We start from the raw sequence: 16,753 nt of genomic DNA on the forward strand, positions 1-16,753 counted from the left end.
TCTGGGCGAATTACAAATGCTCCCGGTTATCCGAATTCTGCTCCGCCCGGTCCCGATAAAGTGCCGCCCGGCCGAGCAGCATCAGGGAAACCGGGGTCGTCACCGTCATGAAAATGCCGATGAAGATTTCGTGGAAGGCGAAGCGGTCGCCGGACACTGAGAAATAGATGATCGAGGCCATGACGATGCCGCCGGTGCCCCAGCTGGTGCCGAGGGTTGGCGCGTGCAGGCGCTCATAGAAGCTGTTGAGCCTGGCAAAGCCGATGGTGCCGATCAGCGTCAGCGAGGCGCCGAGCAGCACGAAGAAGGCCACGGCAATGGCGGCCCAGAGCGGAAATTCGTGTACCTCGTTCATTCGATCACCTCGCCGCGCATCAGGAATTTGGAAAGGGCGACGGTGGAGACGAAGCCCAGAATGGCGATCAGCAGCGATGCCTCGAAATAGATGTCGTTGCCGGTGCGCAGACCGAAGGTCAGGAGAAGCAGCATGGCGTTGACATAAAGCGTATCCACGCCCAGCACGCGGTCCTGCGCGCGCGGGCCGATGGCGATGCGATAGACTGATATCGTCATTGCGATGGCGAGCATGAACTGTGCCAGCGAAAAGGACCAGAAAAGGATAATCGAACTCATTCGAATATCTCCATCAGCAGTTTTTCATAACGGTTCTTGATGAGGCTTATCCAGGCGGCCTCATCCACATCATCGAGAACGTGAATCAGAAGCGTGCCCTGGCTGGAATTGTATTCGAGCCATGCGCTTCCCGGCGTCGAGGTCAGGATCGTCGCGAGAACGGCCAGCGCCATGGGGTCGCGAATATCGAGCGGCACCGCGAGGAAGCCGGATTTGCGGTTCTTTTCGCGCTCGAACAGGATGATCCTCACGACCGAGAGGTTGGACCTGACGATATCATAAAGCACGATGAAGATCAGCTGCACCAGCCTGTGCCAGTTGCGGATGCGCGGCTTGGCTGGCCTCAGCGACGCCATCGCCCAGGAGGCGATAAGCGCGACACAGGTGCCAAGCAGCAGGTGCCCCGGCGAAAAGCTGTTGATCGTCATCCAGAAGAAGATCAGCGAGATCGTCAGCAGCGGATAAGGCAGGATACGGCTCATCATGGTTCCGCCTCCGGGTTCGTTCCCGCTCTCGGGGCGGAAATGACACCCTGAATATAGCTTGCCGGCAGATCGAGAATACGCGCCGTTTCCTGCATGTAACGCATCACTGGTCCTGCCTGCACGGTCATGGCAAGCGTCAGGCCGAGCAGCAGCATGATCGGCGCGATTTCGATGACGAGCACGCGCGGCACGGTTCCTTCGATGGAGGCCCAGAAGGTGCGGATGCCGGCGCGCGTCATCGAGATCAGCGAGGCGAAACCGGCAAAGACGATCAGGAAGACAAGCCACCAGGAAAGCGTGGAAACGCTGTCATTGGCGCCAAGCCCGGAAGGGTTGAGAATGGCGGTCAGCATCGAGAATTTGGCGATGAAGCCTGAGAGCGGCGGCAGGCCGGCGAGAAGAATGCCGCAGGCGGCAAAACACGCGCCGAGCACTGCCATGGTGGCGGGCATGGTCACGCCGACTTCTTCCTCCTCATCCTCGTCTTCGCCCTCGCCATAGGCCTCCATGGTCACGGCAAGAACGTTCGCGCCCGCATCCTGCCCGCGTTCCACCAGCTCGATCAGCATGAAGAAGGCGCTGATGGTGAGGGTGGAACTGACCATGTAATAGAGCGCACCGGCCGCAACCGTCGGATTGCCGGTGCCCATGGCGGCAAGAAGCGTTCCCGATGAGACGAGAACCGAAAAGCCGGCGAGCCGCCCCAGCGCCTGCGACGCAAGAACGCCGATGGCCCCGAAGATGATGGTGGCGATGCCGCCGACAAGCAGGGCATCATGGCCGAAACCGGCGGATTCGCCGGCCGTCTGCCCGAAAAGCAGGAAGGACAGGCGGGCGATGACATAAATGCCCACCTTGCTCATGATCGCAAACAGCCCGCCGACCGGGGCCGACGCCGCGCCATAGGCGGAAGGCAGCCAGAAATTCAGCGGCCACATGCCGGCCTTGACCAGGAACGCGACGCCCAGAACCGCCGCTCCGGTTTCCAGCAGCATACGCTGGTCGGAATTGAGGCCTTCGATACGATGGGCGAGGTCACCCATGTTCAGCGTGCCGGTAACGCCATAGATGAGGCTGACGCCGATCAGGAAGAACAGCGCCGCAACGAGGTTGATGGCGATATAATGCAGCCCCGCCTTGACGCGCTGCTGGCCGGAACCGTGCAGCAACAACCCATAAGAGGCCGCCAGCATCACTTCGAAGAAAACGAAGAGATTGAAGAGGTCGCCTGTCAGGAACGCGCCATTGACGCCCATCAGCATCATCTGGAACAGCGAATGGAAATGCGCACCGGACTTGTGCCACTTGGCCATGGAATAAATCAAAGACGGAATGGCAAGCAGCGCCGTCAACAGCACCATCAGGCCGGAAAGACGGTCGGCGACGAGCACGATGCCGAAGGGGGCCGGCCAATTGCCGAGCAGGTAGACGCCGCTCGAAACCACGGCGGCGATCTCGGTATTGACCGTCGAGTTCACCTCGCGGAACAGCAGGATCGCGACCACCAGCAACAGCACGGTGGAGGTGAGGCTGATGGCGGCTTTTGCCACGCGCTGGCGCTCGTCGAAGAACAGCAGCAGGGCTGCGGTGATCAGCGGCACCAGAATGGGGGCGATGACGATGTGGAAGGGGAACGACATCATTTCGACTCCCTCCCGTCCACATGGTCGGTGCCGGTGAGGCCGCGGGCGGCGAGCAGCACGACGAGGAACAATGCGGTGGTGGCAAAGCCGATGACGATGGCCGTCAGCACCAGCGCCTGCGGCACGGGGTCGGCCAGCGTTGAGCTGTCGACACCGTTCACCAGCACCGGCGGCGCATTGGTCTTGATGCCGCCGACACCGAAGATGAAGAGATTGACGGCATAGGACAGCAGCGAGAGCCCGACAATGACCTGGTAGGTTCGTGGGCGAAGCACCAGCCAGACGCCGGAGCCGGTCATGATGCCGATGCCGATTGCAAGAATGAGTTCCATTACACGTCCTCCGCTTTTGCGGCTTCAGACGTGCGAACGCGGTAGTTACGCAACGATTGGTGTGCCAGTGCTATCAGGATAAGAACGGTGGAGCCGACGACCAGCGAGAAGACGCCGAGGTCGAACAGCAAGGCCGAAGCTGTCGGCATTTTGCCGATATAGGGGATCTCCGTATATTGGAAATAGGAGGTCAGGAACGGGTAGCCGAAATACCACGAGCCGATACCCGTCGCCGCCGCCATCAGAAGGCCGAAGCCCATCCAGCGCAACGGCAGGATGCGGATGCGGTCTTCCGCCCAGCGTGCGCCGCCAGCGAGATATTGCAGCAGGAAGCCAATCGCCATGGTGATGCCGGCCGCAAAGCCGCCGCCCGGCATATCGTGGCCGCGCATGAACAGGAAGATCGAGAAGGTGATGATGACAGGGAACATCCACTGCATCACGATTGATGGCACGTAGAGATAGTCGCGAACCGTGTCCCCATTGCTGCGGTCGGGTCTTTCCGCATCGAAGGCGTTCTGCATCTGCTGCTGTTCCGGCACCCCGATGCTTTCATGGGCAGGGCGGAAACGGCGAAGCAGCGCAAAGACGGTAAGCGCCACGATCGCCAGAACAGCGATTTCGCCGAATGTATCGAAGCCGCGGAAGTCGACAAGGATGACGTTGACGACATTGGTGCCGCCGCCTTCCGTATAGGCGCGCTCCAGGAAATAGGTCGCAATCGCGTTCGGCACGGGCAGGGTCATCACGGCATAGGCGATGACGGACATGCCAATGCCGCTTGCGGCCGCCAGCAGGAAGTCACGGGCGCGGCGAAGCTGCGCCGGGAATTCATTGCTGCTGTCGACCTTCTCAAAGCGTTTTGGCAGCCATCTGAGGCCAAGCAGGATGAGAACCGTGGTGACGATTTCCACCAGCAGCTGGGTGATGGCGAGATCCGGTGCGGAAAGCCAGACGAAGGTAAGGCAGGTGACGAGCCCCGAGACGCCAAGCATCACGAGGGCGGCGAGGCGGTGATATTTCGCCTGCCAGGCGGCACCCATGGCCGCTATCATGCCGATCAGCCAGAGGATGGCGAAGATCGGATCGAAGGTCGTCACGCGCGGCAGCGACAGGGAGAATTCCGAGAGGAAGAGCGGCGAGAAACCGGCAAGAAGCGCGACAAGGATCAGAAGCCTCAGCTGCGGCTGCAGACGCCGCGTGCCGAGCGTGCTTTCCAGCCACCGCGCCCATTTCCAGGACACGGTGACGAGAATGCGCTCGAAGATGCGCTGTCCCCGCAAATGCCGGAAGACCGGCGGGCCGTCGTCGCAGCGCGAGAAATAACCGCCAAGCAGGACATAGATGGTAACGCCACCGATCAGCGCCGCAATACTCATGATGAGCGGCAGGTTGAAACCGTGCCAGATCGACAGGCTGTAGACGGGTGTCTGCGGGCCGAGAACGGAAAGCACGGCCGAATGCAGGAACGGGCCGATGGACAGGCTCGGAACGATGCCGACGATCAGGCAGGCGAAAACCAGGAACTCGATCGGGAAACGCATCCAGCGCGGCGGCTCGTGCGGATTGGGGTTCGGCAGGTCAACGGGCTTGGGACCGAAGAAGACAGTGTGGATGAAGCGCAGCGAATAGGCGACGGCGAATGCGCCCGACAGCGTCGCGACATAGGGTAGCGCGCGGTCGAGCAGCGAGTCGGCATGGGTTTCGACGGCCTCGGCAAAGAACATTTCCTTGGAGAGGAAGCCGTTGAACAAAGGCACGCCGGCCATGGCCGCACTCGCCGCCATGGCGAGCGTCGCGGTCGCGGGCATATAGGTATAAAGCCCGCTCAGCCGCCGCATGTCGCGGGTGCCGGTCTCATGGTCGATAATGCCGGCCGCCATGAAAAGCGAAGCCTTGAAGGTGGCGTGGTTGACCATGTGGAAGATGGCCGCAACCGCCGCAAGCGGGCTGCCGAGGCTGAGCAGCGTGGTGATGAGGCCGAGGTGGCTGATGGTGGAATAGGCCAGCAGCCCCTTCAGATCCTGCTGGAACATGGCGAAATAAGCGCCGAGCAGCAGCGTGATGATGCCGGCCGCACCCACCAGCCAGAACCATTCCGGCGTGCCTGCCAGTACCGGCCAGAACCGTGCGAGCAGAAATACCCCTGCTTTCACCATGGTGGCGGAGTGCAGATAGGCGGAAACGGGTGTGGGCGCCGCCATGGCGTTGGGCAGCCAGAAATGAAATGGAAACTGCGCGCTCTTGGTCAGCGCGCCGCCGAGAATGAGGATAAGCGCCGGCAAATAGAGGGAATGGGCGCGAATGGCGGCACCAGCCTCGATGATCTTGTCGAGATCGTAGCTTCCCGCCATATGGCCGAGGATCAGCAGCCCAGCCAGAAGGCTGAAGCCGCCGATGCCGGTCACGGTCAGCGCCATGCGCGCACCGTCGCGAGCGCCGGCATTCTGGTGCCAGTAGCCGATCAGCAGGAACGAGAAGATACTCGTCATTTCCCAGAAGATCGACAGCAGGATGACGTTGCCAGAGAGGACCACGCCGAGCATTGAGCCCATGAAGGCGAGGAAGAAGGCGAAAAAACGCGGGATCGGATCTTCAGCCGACATGTAGTAACGGGCGTACAGCACCACCAGCAGGCCGATGCCGGTAATCAGCATTGAGAAAATCCAGGCGAACCCGTCCAGCCGCAGGGTAAAGTTCAGGCCGAGCTGGGGCAGCCATTCCACATCATATTTAAGAACCGCGCCGCCACTGACGCTCGTATAAAGAAAGATGCTGCTGACAAGCCCGAAAAGGGCGACTGCGCCCGCGACGGAGGCGGGGGCTGCGGCTACACCCTCGCGCGGCATGAAAGCCGTCAGGAGCGCGCCAACGAAGGGCAATGCGACAATAAATGGGAGAATGATTGCAAGTGTCATATGCGGCGGCGGTTTTCTCTCTGGAATGGGAGCCTACGGCGGGTTTCCGACGCCTCCGATCCCTCAAGGTTCGCAATGAACCCGATGATGATGACCGCCGGAATGACTAATACATAATATGCGGAGGCGCGCGTGGAACCACGCTGGCAAAGTCTCGGGAAGTTTGTGGCACGATGGCAACAGCAGCGAGCGAGACTTCGGCGTGATCCCTGATGTTCAGGGTGAATGAAGCGAACTCGCTGTAGCGAAGGCCCGAACCGGCATCGCCGGTCCTGCAGCCGACATCGTTGCCGCTATCGCAAGCTTTTTCGCGAAGAGAAATGGAACGGCCCGGATCGACGCTCTGCAATCGCTCGAGGCGGCTGGTTTTGGAAAGGGGCTTTATGCCGGAGGGCGCCTGAAAGCCGATCATGACGAGCAGGCTCGCGACCACGAGACCGATCAGCACTTGCGGATGGCGCCTTGAACTGCGGCCTTTCTCCATCCATGGCAAGTTGGCATCTCCTTGATCGTAAAGGTCTCTTTAAAGCATCACCGTTGAGCGAATATCCTGTTGATTTGTTTTAGGGGAAGCCGGACATGCTTGTCCAGCGCGCAGGCGGGAAAAACCGCCCGCAGCGTCCGATTCCTTTTCGTTTTTGCCCGTTTGCGGCAAAGTGAGGGCGGCATTGGCTAAAAGCTTTTACAAATTTTACCGTTTGACGCCGACGCCTGTGTTTCTTAACTTTCAAGCAAGGAATTAACCATAAAGATTGATGGTATTTCCACGGCGGAATGGGGTTCTCTCCCCTTCCAGGCATGACGCCGCACTGCCGTACCGGTGCCGATCCGGTATTTTCGTTTCTTGGTTCAAGAAGGTCTGGCAAGCGTCGATGCCGCATCGTCCGCGATGGGTATGTTCGTTCAAAAATCCCCTTTAGGGTGCTGGCGTTCTGAACCTTGGCCAATTTGGCCGGGTTTTACCGGCCGTCATGTTATTGGGGACGTCGGTTGGGGCAGGACTTGCCATCAGATCAAGCGCGCAGGTCGGCAGGCGGAAGCCTGGCGGGACGGTTGCGTTTTGCCGGCCTCGATGAGACGCAATCCGATTTCCTGCGCAGCTATCGCAGCATGCTGGAGCCTTACGTCAAGGCCGGCCTGCGGGACGTGATGACCCGTTTCCAGTCCATGCCGGACTGTTCCCCGTCCTTCGAAAGCGAAAATCAGCTCGACCGACTGCACGATCTGCAATCCTCGCACTGGAGCGTTTTGACGGATGCGCGTTTCGATGCGCTTTATGCCGAGCGGGTGAAGGTTCTCTCTGATAATTCCAGCCGCATGGGGCTTGATCCGCGCTGGCAGATCGCCAGCCACGCGGTGGTTCTAGAACATCTTGTCGGCGGACTGGTGGCCGAACATGCGCCGCGCTCCATCCTGCCCGGCAACCGCAAGAAAACCCGTGAACTGGCGGAAGCCGTGAAGAACGTCGTCCGTCTGGTGATGGTCGACACCGAAATCGCCGTCTCGCTGCGTTTTAACGAATTGCGCCTGCGCCATGGCCGGGAGCTGGCCGAGCAGCGTGACAGTGACCGCTCGGAAGCGGCGACGTTGCTGGGCACCGCATTGACGGCCTTTGCTGCAGGCGATTTGCAGGCCCGCATCGGCGGCGATGTACCTGAAGCCTATCGCGACGTTGCGGCTTCCTTCAATACGGCGCTGGAAACGATCGGCGCATCGCTGATCGCGGCGCAAAACAACATCGGCGAGGCTGAGGCGCTCGGCGCGCGGTTTGCCGATATGGGCCGCTCCATCGCGGAGCGTTCCCGCCAGCAGGCCGAAGCCCTTGCCGAGACCTCCCGTGCGATCCAGGCGATGATCGTGAACGTTGCCGAAAACGGCGCCCGCATAGCGGCGACGGAAAAGGCGGTTTCCAGCGCTCGCGATGCGGCTGTCGAAAGCGGCCGGGCGATCGGCGAGGCGATCGACGCCATGTCGGACATCGAACAATCCGCCGAGCAGATCGGCAGGATCATCGGCACGATTGACGAGATTGCTTTTCAGACAAATCTTCTGGCTCTCAATGCCGGCATCGAGGCGGCGCGCGCGGGTGATAGCGGCCGTGGTTTCGCCGTCGTCGCGCAGGAAGTCCGGGCGCTCGCCCAGCGGTCTGCAGATGCCGCAAGAGAGATCAAGAGCCTCGTCGGCACCACGAAGACGCAGGTTGAGGGCGGCGTGCGCATGGTCAACCGCACGCAAGACGCAATCGGCGGCGTCGTCCGGCAGGTTTCAGGCATCAACGACATGATCGCGGAAGTCTCCCGGCATACGGCCGAGCAGGCCGGCGAACTGCAATCGGTTGCCGCCGATATTGGCGGGCAGCAACGGCAGGCGGACCGGAATGCCGTCGATATCAGTGCGAGCGCCTCCGAGGCCGACGCGCTTCAAACCGTCATTCTGGAACTCGGCCGCACCATCCGCGAATTCCGCATTGCCCGTCAGGGGCAGGCGAAGGCGGCGTCCGGTGCGGACCGGCAGGACACTTCATTTATGGCCCGTGCGGATAACCGCACGGATTACGGCCAGGATTACCAACAATTCAGACGCCAAGGAGTCATGTAATGGCAGCCAGAAAAGCAGCTGAGGCGACGCTGAAACTGTCACCGGTGCTGGATCTCAACGAAGCATCGGCCCTGCACGGCAAGCTGATGACGCTGAGAGGAGCACCGTTGTCGGTCGACGCGTCCGAGGTGGAGCGTATCGGCGCGCTTTGCGCCCAGGTCCTCATGGCCGGCGCGAAGTCCTGGGAGGAGGATGGCAAGCCCTTCGGTTTTGCCAGGGTGTCCGATGCATTCGACAAGACCATGAAACTGATAGGCGTCGATATTGACCATTTGCTCCCCAAGGAGATGCAAAAGTGAAGAAAAAAGTTCTTACCGTGGATGATTCCCGGACGATCAGGAACATGCTCCTGGTCACGCTTAACAATGCCGGTTTCGAAACCATTCAGGCCGAAGACGGCATCGAGGGCCTCGAAGTGCTCGAGCAGAGCAACCCCGATGTCATCGTGACTGATATCAACATGCCCCGTCTCGATGGTTTCGGCTTCATCGAGGGTGTGCGTCGCAACGAAAAGTACCGGGCGATCCCGATCCTCGTTCTGACGACCGAAAGCGATGCAGAAAAGAAGAACCGCGCCCGTCAGGCCGGTGCGACCGGCTGGATCGTCAAGCCGTTCGACCCTGCAAAACTCATCGATGCCATTGAACGCGTAACCGCCTGATACGGGACATTTCACGATGGATATGAACGAAATCAAGGAAATCTTTTTCCAGGAATGCGAGGAGCAGCTCGCCGAACTGGAATCGGGGCTTCTTAAATTGAATGACGGCGACCGTGATCCGGAAACCGTCAACGCCGTTTTCCGTGCCGTTCATTCCATCAAGGGCGGGGCTGGTGCCTTCGGTCTCGATGATCTCGTGGCTTTCGCCCACGTTTTTGAAACGACCCTCGACTGCGTCCGCTCCAACAAGCTGGAGCCGACCCAGGATGTTCTGAAAGTCATGCTGCGCTCCGCCGACGTGCTGGCGGACCTGACCAATGCGGCAAGAGACGGCGGCAGCGTCGATGAAAGCCGCACCCGTGGCCTCGTGAAGGAACTGGAAGCGCTGGCAAACGGCGAAGCCGTTCCGGCATCCGCGCCGGCTCCCGTCGCCGTAAAGGCACCGGAACCCGTGAAGGCCAAGCCGACGGATGAGAGCGGCTTTGAGCCGATCCCGTTCTCTTTTACGGACTTTGCCGACGAAACCACGCCGCTGATGGAAGTGCCGTCCTTCCAGATCACCTTCAAGCCGCATGCGTCGCTTTATTCGAAGGGCAACGAGGCGGCACTTCTGCTGCGCGATCTCTCGCGCATCGGCGAGATGAGCATCAATTGCGACATGTCGGAGCTGCCTTCGCTCGACAAGCTCGATCCTGAAGCATCCTATCTCTCCTGGACGGTTTCGATCGCGACCGACAAGGGCGAAGAGGGTATCCGCAGCGTCTTCGAATTTGCCGAATGGGATTGCGATCTGGAAATCGTGCCTGATGTTTCGGCCGTCGCAGGCGGCGAGGAAGAGCTTCCGATGATCCCGGTGCCGTTCGACCTTTCGGCTCTCGATAGCGGATCGGAAGAGCAGCCCATCGTTGAAATCGCCACGGCGGAAGCGTCTTATGCTGCAGCAGCCGTCGAAACGGCCGTCGCGACGACGCAGATCGCCCAGAGCGTCAATGCCGCCATCGAAAAGCGCGAGGCTGCGGCCGCGCCTGCCGCAGCGCAGGCGAACGCCAACGCAGCGGCCAATGCCAGCGCCGGCCAGACCATCCGTGTCGATCTCGATCGCGTCGACCGCCTGATCAACCTTGTCGGCGAGCTCGTCATCAATCAGGCGATGCTGTCGCAGAGTGTCATCGAAAACGACGCAAGTGGCACGTCGGCCGTCAATATGGGCCTCGACGAGCTGCAGCAGCTGACGCGCGAAATCCAGGACAGCGTCATGGCGATCCGCGCGCAGCCGGTAAAGCCGGTGTTCCAGCGCATGTCGCGTATCGTCCGCGAAGTCGCCGACATGATCGGCAAGCAGATCCGCCTCATCACCGAAGGTGAAAACACAGAAGTCGACAAGACGGTCATCGACAAGCTGGCGGAACCTCTGACGCACATGATCCGCAATGCCGTCGACCACGGCATCGAAACGCCGGAAAAGCGCGAGGCTGCGGGCAAGAACCCGGAAGGCACCATCAAGCTTTCGGCCAAGCACCGTTCGGGTCGCATCCTGATCGAACTGCAGGACGACGGCGCCGGCATCAACCGCGAGCGTGTTCGCCAGAAGGCGATCGACAACGATCTGATCGCCGCCGATGCGAACCTGACCGACGAGGAGATCGACAATCTGATCTTTGCGCCGGGCTTCTCCACGGCCGACAAGATTTCCGACATTTCCGGCCGCGGCGTGGGCATGGATGTGGTCAAGCGCTCCATTCAGGCGCTTGGCGGCCGCATCAGCATCTCCTCGCGCCCGGGCCACGGTTCGACTTTCACCATGAGCCTGCCGCTGACGCTTGCCGTTCTCGACGGCATGGTGGTGACGGTTGCCGGCCAGACGCTGGTGGTGCCGCTGACCGCGATCGTGGAAACCCTGCAGCCGGAAGCGAAGAACATTCACTCCTTCGGCGCCAACCAGCGGCTGATCTCCATCCGCAACTCCTTCTGCCCGCTGGTGGATGTCGGTCGCGTGCTGAACTTCCGTCCGACCCAGGCCGATCCGGTCGAAGGTGTCGCCCTTCTGGTGGAATCGGAAGGCGGTGGCCAGCGTGCCCTGATGGTCGATGCGATCCAGGGCCAGCGCCAGGTCGTCATCAAATCGTTGGAGGCAAACTATACCCATGTTCAGGGCATTGCCGCCGCCACTATCCTCGGTGACGGGCGCGTCGCTCTCATTCTGGATGTCGATGCCATCGTCAGCGCCTCGCGCGGACAGCCACTGAAGCAGGAAATGTCGCTTGCGGCGACAGGTTGAAAGCGGATCATCCATGGCAGCACTTAATTTCAGCGACCAGCGCCAGTCTCCCGACGACGTCCTTGCCAGCGGTGAATATCCGCTGACGAGACGCGACCTGTCGGAAATCGCGGCGATGATCTATGCCGATGCGGGCATCTATCTCAACGACACCAAAGCGTCGCTGGTCTATTCCCGCCTCTCGAAGCATATCCGCAATCTCGGCCTGTCAGGTTTCCGCGAATATTGCGCCCTGGTATCCTCACCGGAGGGCGCGCCGGCGCGGCGCGAAATGCTGTCGCACCTGACGACGAATTTCACCCGCTTCTTCCGCGAAAACCATCATTTCGAACATCTGCGTGATGACGTCCTGCCGGGCCTCATCGCCCGGGCGAAATCCGGCGGGCGCGTCCGCATCTGGTCGGCGGCCTGTTCCGACGGGCAGGAGCCCTATTCGATTGCGCTCACCGTGCTCGCCATGTTTCCGAATGCGGCGGATTACGATTTCAAAATCCTCGCGACGGATATCGACCCGAAGATTTTGGCGCAGGCCCGCGCCGGGGTCTATGACGACAACGCGCTCGAAACCGTGTCTCCCGCCATGCGCAAGCAATGGTTCGCGGAAGTCGATGCCGGTGGTCGCCGCAAGTTCCGCATTGACGACAAGGTCAAGCGCCTCATTACGTTCAACGAGTTGAACCTGATGACGCAGTGGCCCTTCAAGGGCAATTTCGACGTGATCTTCTGCCGCAACGTCGTCATTTATTTTGACGAGCCGACGCAGATGCGCATCTGGTCGCGTTTCGCCGGGCTGCTGCCGGAGGGTGGTCATCTTTATATCGGCCATTCCGAACGTGTGTCCGGTGACGCAAAGAACCTGTTCGACAATACGGGCATCACCACCTACCGCTACATTGGTCACGCATCCGGGAGGAAGGCATGAGCGCACTCGCACGGGTACTCGTCGTCGATGATTCTCCGACGATGCGCGGCCTGATTTCGGCCGTCCTCAAGGCCGATCCCGAAGTCGAGGTGGTCGGTCAGGCCGGCAACGCCATGGAGGCGCGCGCCGCCATCAAGCAGCTCAATCCCGATGTCGTGACGCTCGATATCGAGATGCCGGAAATGAACGGGCTGGAATTTCTCGAAAAGATCATGCGCCTGCGCCCCATGCCGGTCATCATGGTCTCGTCGCTCACCCACCGCGGCGCGGACGCTTCGCTGGCCGCGCTTGAAATCGGCGCTTTCGACTGTGTCGGCAAACCGGCGCCGGGCGACGCACGCCCCTTCGGCGATCTCGCCGACAAGGTGAAGGCTGCTGCCCGCTCGCAGCATGCCGCTTACCGCGCTGCGCGCCCGGAAGCCGCGGCCGCGCCGCAACCGGTCAGCGAATATCGGGCGGGTCGCAAGGTCGTCGCCATCGGCTCCTCCACGGGTGGTGTGGAAGCGCTGATCGCCGTGCTGCAGAAATTCCCGGCCAACTGCCCGCCGACCGTCATCACCCAGCACATGCCGCCGACCTTCACCAAGAGCTTCGCCGAACGGCTGAACCGCATCTGCGCCCCCGTCGTGGAAGAGGCGGCTGATGGCGCGCGCCTGCAGACCGGCAAGATCTATCTTGCACCGGGCGGCGAACGCCATCTGCAGATCGCCAACCGGTCTGCACCCTGCTGCCGGCTTGTCGAGCGCGATCCCGTCAACGGCCATCGCCCCTCGGTCGATGTGCTCTTCGATTCTGTCGCCGAGCTTGCCGGCCGCAACGCCGTCGGCGTCATCTTGACGGGCATGGGCCGCGATGGTGCGGCCGGGCTCTTGAAAATGCGTCATGCCGGTGCGCGCACCGTCGGCCAGAACGAAAAAACATGTGTCGTCTATGGCATGCCCCGCGTGGCTTATGAGCTTGGCGCGGTGGAACAGCAATTGCCGTTGGCCTCCATCGGTGAAGAAATCCTGAAACTAACCACTGCCCGCAAAGAAGGTGCTGACTAATGTCTCTCGCAGAAAAGATCAAAGTTCTGATCGTCGACGATCAGGTGACCAGCCGGCTGCTCCTCAGCGATGCGCTGACACAGCTCGGCTTCAAGCAGATCACCGCCGCCGGCGACGGCGAGCAGGGAATGAAGATCATGGAGCAGCAGCCCCATCATCTCGTCATCTCCGATTTCAACATGCCGAAGATGGATGGTCTCGGTTTCCTGCACGCCGTGCGGGCCAACCCGACCACCAAGAAGGCCGCCTTCATCATCCTCACTGCGCAGGGCGACCGCGCGCTGGTGCAGAAGGCAGCCCAGCTCGGCGCCAACAACGTGCTGGCCAAGCCCTTCACGATTGACAAGATGCGCGCTGCCATCGAGGCGGTTTTCGGATCGCTGAAATGATTGAAGCTGCGGCCAAGCGCGTACATATCATTCAGGGCGAGTACAAGGTCATCAGCGATCCCGACGTGGTCATGACGACGATACTCGGTTCGTGCGTGGCCGCCTGTCTGAGAGACCCCGTTGCCGGCCTCGGAGGCATGAACCACTTCCTGCTGCCGGGAACGGGCAATGTGACCGGCGGAGATGCGACGCGTTACGGCGTGCATCTCATGGAGCTCCTGATCAACGGCCTCCTGAAGCAGGGCGCGCGGCGTGACCGGCTGGAAGCCAAGGTTTTCGGCGGCGCGAAGACGATTGCCAGCTTTTCCAATGTCGGCGAGCAGAATGCCATCTTCGCCATGCAGTTTCTGAAGGATGAAGGTATTCCGGTCATAAGTTCCTCCACGGGCGGGGAACACGGCCGCAAGATCGAATTCTGGCCGGTCTCCGGTCGTGCACGTCAGCATCCGCTCAGCGGTGCGGAAACCCAGAAGACGGTTGCCTTGGAAACGCGTCCGGTGCCGGCCCCAAAGCCCGTCGCCAACGACATCGAATTTTTCTAGTCACGGAGTTTCCAATGCAGCTTGCAGAGCACACCGCCACCACTCCGTTCGAAGAAGCCCTGCCGGATGTTCTGATGCGCGTGGTATCGGAACTGCACGATGTCGCCTACCTTATAGAGCGCATCGAACCGCAATTGCTTGAAGTGACCAACGGTCAATTGTCGAGCGACGGCGTCAAGCTCCTGCAGGGCATCGACCTTGCCGTCCAGAAGACCCGTGGCCTTGCCGAATTCATCGATACCGTCACCGGCTCCATTCCCGGAGACTGGATCGTGGATGTCTCTACCGCGCTCAGCCTCGTCAAGCTTGCGGAAATGCAGAAGGCGCTCGGCGCCGCCTTCCGCCACGGCCATTCCCAGCCGCTCGACAAGGCCTCCGGCGACTTCGACCTCTTCTAGCGCTATTTCCGCCGTTGCCTGCCTCTTCGCGGAATGCGGAGAAAGGCAACGCTCGCGCAAGCTTCGCACCCTATTGTCATTACGGGGCCAAAAGGTCTCGGACTCTATGAATGACGGTGCGGAACAGAATGAATCTGTTAAATCAAATCCCTCAGGTCTTGAAGAATGTTGCTGCGCTGGGGCAGACACGGCTTTTGATGCTGGGCGGCGTGGGCGTTTTGTCCATGGCCATTATCCTTGCAGCAGCGCTTTACGTGAACCGTCCCGCTTACGAGACCCTTTATGTGGGGCTTGAAAAAAGCGACCTCAACAAGATCAGCATTGCGCTCGCCGAATCGGGTCTGGACTTTCAGGTAGGGACCGATGGTTCCAGCCTTCAGGTTCCCGTCGGGCTCACCAGCAAGGCACGGCTGCTTCTGGCCGAGCGCGGCCTGCCGGACAGCGCCAATGCCGGTTATGAGCTTTTCGACAATGTCGGTTCTCTCGGCCTGACCTCCTTCATGCAGGAAGTGACGCGCGTTCGCGCCCTTGAGGGCGAGATCAGCCGCTCCATCCAGCAGATTGACGGCATTGCCGCTGCACGCGTCCATATCGTCATGCCTGACGTCGGCAATTTCCGCCGTGGCGAACAGAAGCCCACCGCATCGGTCATGATCCGCGCCAGCGCCACCGCAGGGCGCAAGGCATCGGCTTCCATCCGTCACCTCGTCGCCTCGGCCGTTCCCGGCCTCGAGGTCGATGATGTAACTCTCCTCGATTCGACCGGCCAGCTTCTGGCCTCCGGCGACGACGTCACCAACGCCGCCATGAACCGCTCGCTGACACTGGCGCAGAATGTTCAGCAGGAAATCACGACCAATATCGACAAGGCGCTGGCGCCTTTCCTCGGCATGGACAATTTCCGCTCCAGCGTGACGGCGCAGCTCAATACCGACAGTCGCCAGATTCAGGAAACCGTCTACGACCCGGAATCACGCGTCGAGCGCTCCATCCGCACGGTGAAGGAAGACCAGAAATCCCAGGAAACGCAGCCGGATACGGCCGCAACCGTGGAGCAGAACGTACCGCAGGCAGCGCCCCAGGGCGGCGGCAGTGGCCCGCAGTCTTCCGACCAATCGGCCAAGAAGGAAGAGCAGACCAACTACGAGATCAATTCCAAGACGGTCGCCACGGTCAAGAACGGCTATACCGTCGAGAAGATTTCGGTTGCCGTGGTCGTCAACAAGGGTCGCATCGCCAAGATGGTCGGCGAACCCGCCGATCAGGCCAAGATCGACGCCTATCTCGCCGAGATGCAGAAGATCGTAACCTCGGCGGCCGGCATTTCTTCCGATCGCGGCGATATGGTGACGCTCACCGCTATGGACTTCCTCGAAACGCAGCTGCTTGATGAAGCCGTAAGCGGGCCGGGCATTATGGAAGTGCTGAGCCGCAATTCGGCCGGCATCATCAACTCGCTCGCCTTCGTCGCCGTCGCCTTCCTCGTCATCTGGCTCGGTGTGCGTCCTCTGGTCCGTACGGTTACCGCCAACGGTGCAGCAGCGGGTCAGCTCAGCCAGGAGACTGCCGGTCTGGAACTGCCGGACTTCTCTCCCGGCATGGATGCCGGCGCAGGTGGTCTCATGGAAGGTTTCGGAGCGGATTTCGGCTTCGACAGCACCGACGATCTTCTTGCAGGCGGCGATGGCGAGGGCACATTCAACCGCCGGGTTCGCGAAGGACCCGAACGCAGGCTCTCCCGCATGGTGGAAATCAGCGAGGAACGAGCCGCCAAGATCCTGCGCAAATGGGCGGTGGAAAAAGCAGCATAATATCAAAAAGGCCGGTTTTACCCGGCCTTTTTTCTGTTTTCGGGCTTTTTGCTATCCTTGGCGGGCGCATCGTGGCAATCTCGTTTTAGGACAGTGT

Annotated in this window: 17 protein-coding genes; 10 read left to right on the top strand and 7 right to left on the bottom strand. The window is 60.8% G+C overall.

Annotation, left to right across the window (positions count from 1 at the left end; all coding sequences use genetic code 11):
- Positions 1–10: 10 nt before the first annotated feature.
- From mnhG to DA915_RS02480, 7 genes are all read right to left on the bottom strand, one after another.
- Positions 11–355 (bottom strand): monovalent cation/H(+) antiporter subunit G, encoded by a 345-nt coding sequence (gene mnhG / locus DA915_RS02450; RefSeq protein ID WP_060727013.1) that lies wholly within the window; start codon positions 353–355, stop codon positions 11–13.
- Positions 352–633 (bottom strand): K+/H+ antiporter subunit F, encoded by a 282-nt coding sequence (locus DA915_RS02455; RefSeq protein WP_003503490.1) that lies wholly within the window; start codon positions 631–633, stop codon positions 352–354. Before DA915_RS02455 ends, mnhG begins: the two co-directional genes overlap by 4 nt.
- Positions 630–1,118 carry a Na+/H+ antiporter subunit E gene (locus DA915_RS02460; protein WP_003503489.1) on the bottom strand — a complete coding sequence of 163 codons (489 nt, stop codon included), beginning with the start codon at positions 1,116–1,118 and terminating at the stop codon, positions 630–632. The genes DA915_RS02455 and DA915_RS02460 overlap by 4 nt, the downstream gene beginning before the upstream one ends.
- Positions 1,115–2,761 (bottom strand): monovalent cation/H+ antiporter subunit D, encoded by a 1,647-nt coding sequence (locus DA915_RS02465; RefSeq protein ID WP_060722882.1) that lies wholly within the window; start codon positions 2,759–2,761, stop codon positions 1,115–1,117. Before DA915_RS02465 ends, DA915_RS02460 begins: the two co-directional genes overlap by 4 nt.
- Positions 2,758–3,093 carry a Na+/H+ antiporter subunit C gene (locus tag DA915_RS02470; RefSeq protein WP_003503487.1) on the bottom strand — a complete coding sequence of 112 codons (336 nt, stop codon included), beginning with the start codon at positions 3,091–3,093 and terminating at the stop codon, positions 2,758–2,760. Before DA915_RS02470 ends, DA915_RS02465 begins: the two co-directional genes overlap by 4 nt.
- Positions 3,093–6,011, bottom strand: a complete 2,919-nt coding sequence (locus DA915_RS02475; protein ID WP_107675069.1) for a monovalent cation/H+ antiporter subunit A — start codon at positions 6,009–6,011, stop codon at positions 3,093–3,095. Before DA915_RS02475 ends, DA915_RS02470 begins: the two co-directional genes overlap by 1 nt.
- A gap of 106 nt (positions 6,012–6,117) precedes the next feature.
- Entirely contained in the window at positions 6,118–6,495 is a 378-nt protein-coding gene (locus DA915_RS02480; protein WP_107675070.1) for a hypothetical protein, read from the bottom strand.
- 518 nt (positions 6,496–7,013) lie between these two features.
- On the opposite strand from DA915_RS02480, the gene DA915_RS02485 reads away from it, so the two are divergent.
- From DA915_RS02485 to fliF, 10 genes are all read left to right on the top strand, one after another.
- A complete protein-coding gene (locus tag DA915_RS02485; RefSeq protein ID WP_256387706.1) occupies positions 7,014–8,609 on the top strand; it encodes a globin-coupled sensor protein in 1,596 nt (531 codons plus the stop codon).
- Positions 8,609–8,908, top strand: a complete 300-nt coding sequence (locus tag DA915_RS02490; RefSeq protein WP_003503483.1) for an STAS domain-containing protein — start codon at positions 8,609–8,611, stop codon at positions 8,906–8,908. The genes DA915_RS02485 and DA915_RS02490 overlap by 1 nt, the downstream gene beginning before the upstream one ends.
- The gene (cheY1, locus tag DA915_RS02495) at positions 8,905–9,270 is read left to right on the top strand and encodes a chemotaxis response regulator CheY1 (protein ID WP_003493773.1); all 366 of its coding nucleotides are present in this window, start codon (positions 8,905–8,907) and stop codon (positions 9,268–9,270) included. Before DA915_RS02490 ends, cheY1 begins: the two co-directional genes overlap by 4 nt.
- Before the next feature lie 16 nt (positions 9,271–9,286).
- Positions 9,287–11,548 (top strand): chemotaxis protein CheA, encoded by a 2,262-nt coding sequence (locus tag DA915_RS02500; RefSeq protein ID WP_107675072.1) that lies wholly within the window; start codon positions 9,287–9,289, stop codon positions 11,546–11,548.
- Positions 11,549–11,561: 13 nt separating this feature from the next.
- Positions 11,562–12,470, top strand: coding sequence for a protein-glutamate O-methyltransferase CheR (gene cheR / locus DA915_RS02505; RefSeq protein ID WP_003503478.1), 909 nt, complete (start codon positions 11,562–11,564; stop codon positions 12,468–12,470).
- Entirely contained in the window at positions 12,467–13,516 is a 1,050-nt protein-coding gene (gene cheB / locus DA915_RS02510; protein WP_107675073.1) for a protein-glutamate O-methylesterase CheB, read from the top strand. Before cheR ends, cheB begins: the two co-directional genes overlap by 4 nt.
- Positions 13,516–13,905 (top strand): chemotaxis response regulator CheY2, encoded by a 390-nt coding sequence (gene cheY2, locus DA915_RS02515; protein ID WP_003503467.1) that lies wholly within the window; start codon positions 13,516–13,518, stop codon positions 13,903–13,905. Before cheB ends, cheY2 begins: the two co-directional genes overlap by 1 nt.
- Positions 13,902–14,447, top strand: a complete 546-nt coding sequence (gene cheD, locus DA915_RS02520; protein WP_003503466.1) for a chemoreceptor glutamine deamidase CheD — start codon at positions 13,902–13,904, stop codon at positions 14,445–14,447. Before cheY2 ends, cheD begins: the two co-directional genes overlap by 4 nt.
- Before the next feature lie 14 nt (positions 14,448–14,461).
- Positions 14,462–14,845 (top strand): hypothetical protein, encoded by a 384-nt coding sequence (locus tag DA915_RS02525; RefSeq protein ID WP_003503465.1) that lies wholly within the window; start codon positions 14,462–14,464, stop codon positions 14,843–14,845.
- A 128-nt stretch (positions 14,846–14,973) separates the two neighbouring features.
- Complete coding sequence (fliF, locus tag DA915_RS02530) at positions 14,974–16,656, top strand: flagellar basal-body MS-ring/collar protein FliF (protein ID WP_003503464.1); 1,683 nt, start codon at positions 14,974–14,976, stop codon at positions 16,654–16,656.
- Positions 16,657–16,753 lie beyond the last annotated feature (97 nt).

Source organism: Agrobacterium sp. LAD9, assembly GCF_003031125.1.
GTDB lineage: Bacteria > Pseudomonadota > Alphaproteobacteria > Rhizobiales > Rhizobiaceae > Agrobacterium > Agrobacterium radiobacter.

Coding starts and splice junctions, on each gene's coding strand:
- mnhG (WP_060727013.1), bottom strand. CDS start 355: ATGAACGAGGTACACGAATTTCCGCTCTGGGCCGCCATTGCCGTGGCC.
- DA915_RS02455 (WP_003503490.1), bottom strand. CDS start 633: ATGAGTTCGATTATCCTTTTCTGGTCCTTTTCGCTGGCACAGTTCATG.
- DA915_RS02460 (WP_003503489.1), bottom strand. CDS start 1,118: ATGATGAGCCGTATCCTGCCTTATCCGCTGCTGACGATCTCGCTGATC.
- DA915_RS02465 (WP_060722882.1), bottom strand. CDS start 2,761: ATGATGTCGTTCCCCTTCCACATCGTCATCGCCCCCATTCTGGTGCCG.
- DA915_RS02470 (WP_003503487.1), bottom strand. CDS start 3,093: ATGGAACTCATTCTTGCAATCGGCATCGGCATCATGACCGGCTCCGGC.
- DA915_RS02475 (WP_107675069.1), bottom strand. CDS start 6,011: ATGACACTTGCAATCATTCTCCCATTTATTGTCGCATTGCCCTTCGTT.
- DA915_RS02480 (WP_107675070.1), bottom strand. CDS start 6,495: ATGGAGAAAGGCCGCAGTTCAAGGCGCCATCCGCAAGTGCTGATCGGT.
- DA915_RS02490 (WP_003503483.1), top strand. CDS start 8,609: ATGGCAGCCAGAAAAGCAGCTGAGGCGACGCTGAAACTGTCACCGGTG.
- DA915_RS02500 (WP_107675072.1), top strand. CDS start 9,287: ATGGATATGAACGAAATCAAGGAAATCTTTTTCCAGGAATGCGAGGAG.
- cheR (WP_003503478.1), top strand. CDS start 11,562: ATGGCAGCACTTAATTTCAGCGACCAGCGCCAGTCTCCCGACGACGTC.
- cheB (WP_107675073.1), top strand. CDS start 12,467: ATGAGCGCACTCGCACGGGTACTCGTCGTCGATGATTCTCCGACGATG.
- cheY2 (WP_003503467.1), top strand. CDS start 13,516: ATGTCTCTCGCAGAAAAGATCAAAGTTCTGATCGTCGACGATCAGGTG.
- cheD (WP_003503466.1), top strand. CDS start 13,902: ATGATTGAAGCTGCGGCCAAGCGCGTACATATCATTCAGGGCGAGTAC.
- DA915_RS02525 (WP_003503465.1), top strand. CDS start 14,462: ATGCAGCTTGCAGAGCACACCGCCACCACTCCGTTCGAAGAAGCCCTG.
- fliF (WP_003503464.1), top strand. CDS start 14,974: ATGAATCTGTTAAATCAAATCCCTCAGGTCTTGAAGAATGTTGCTGCG.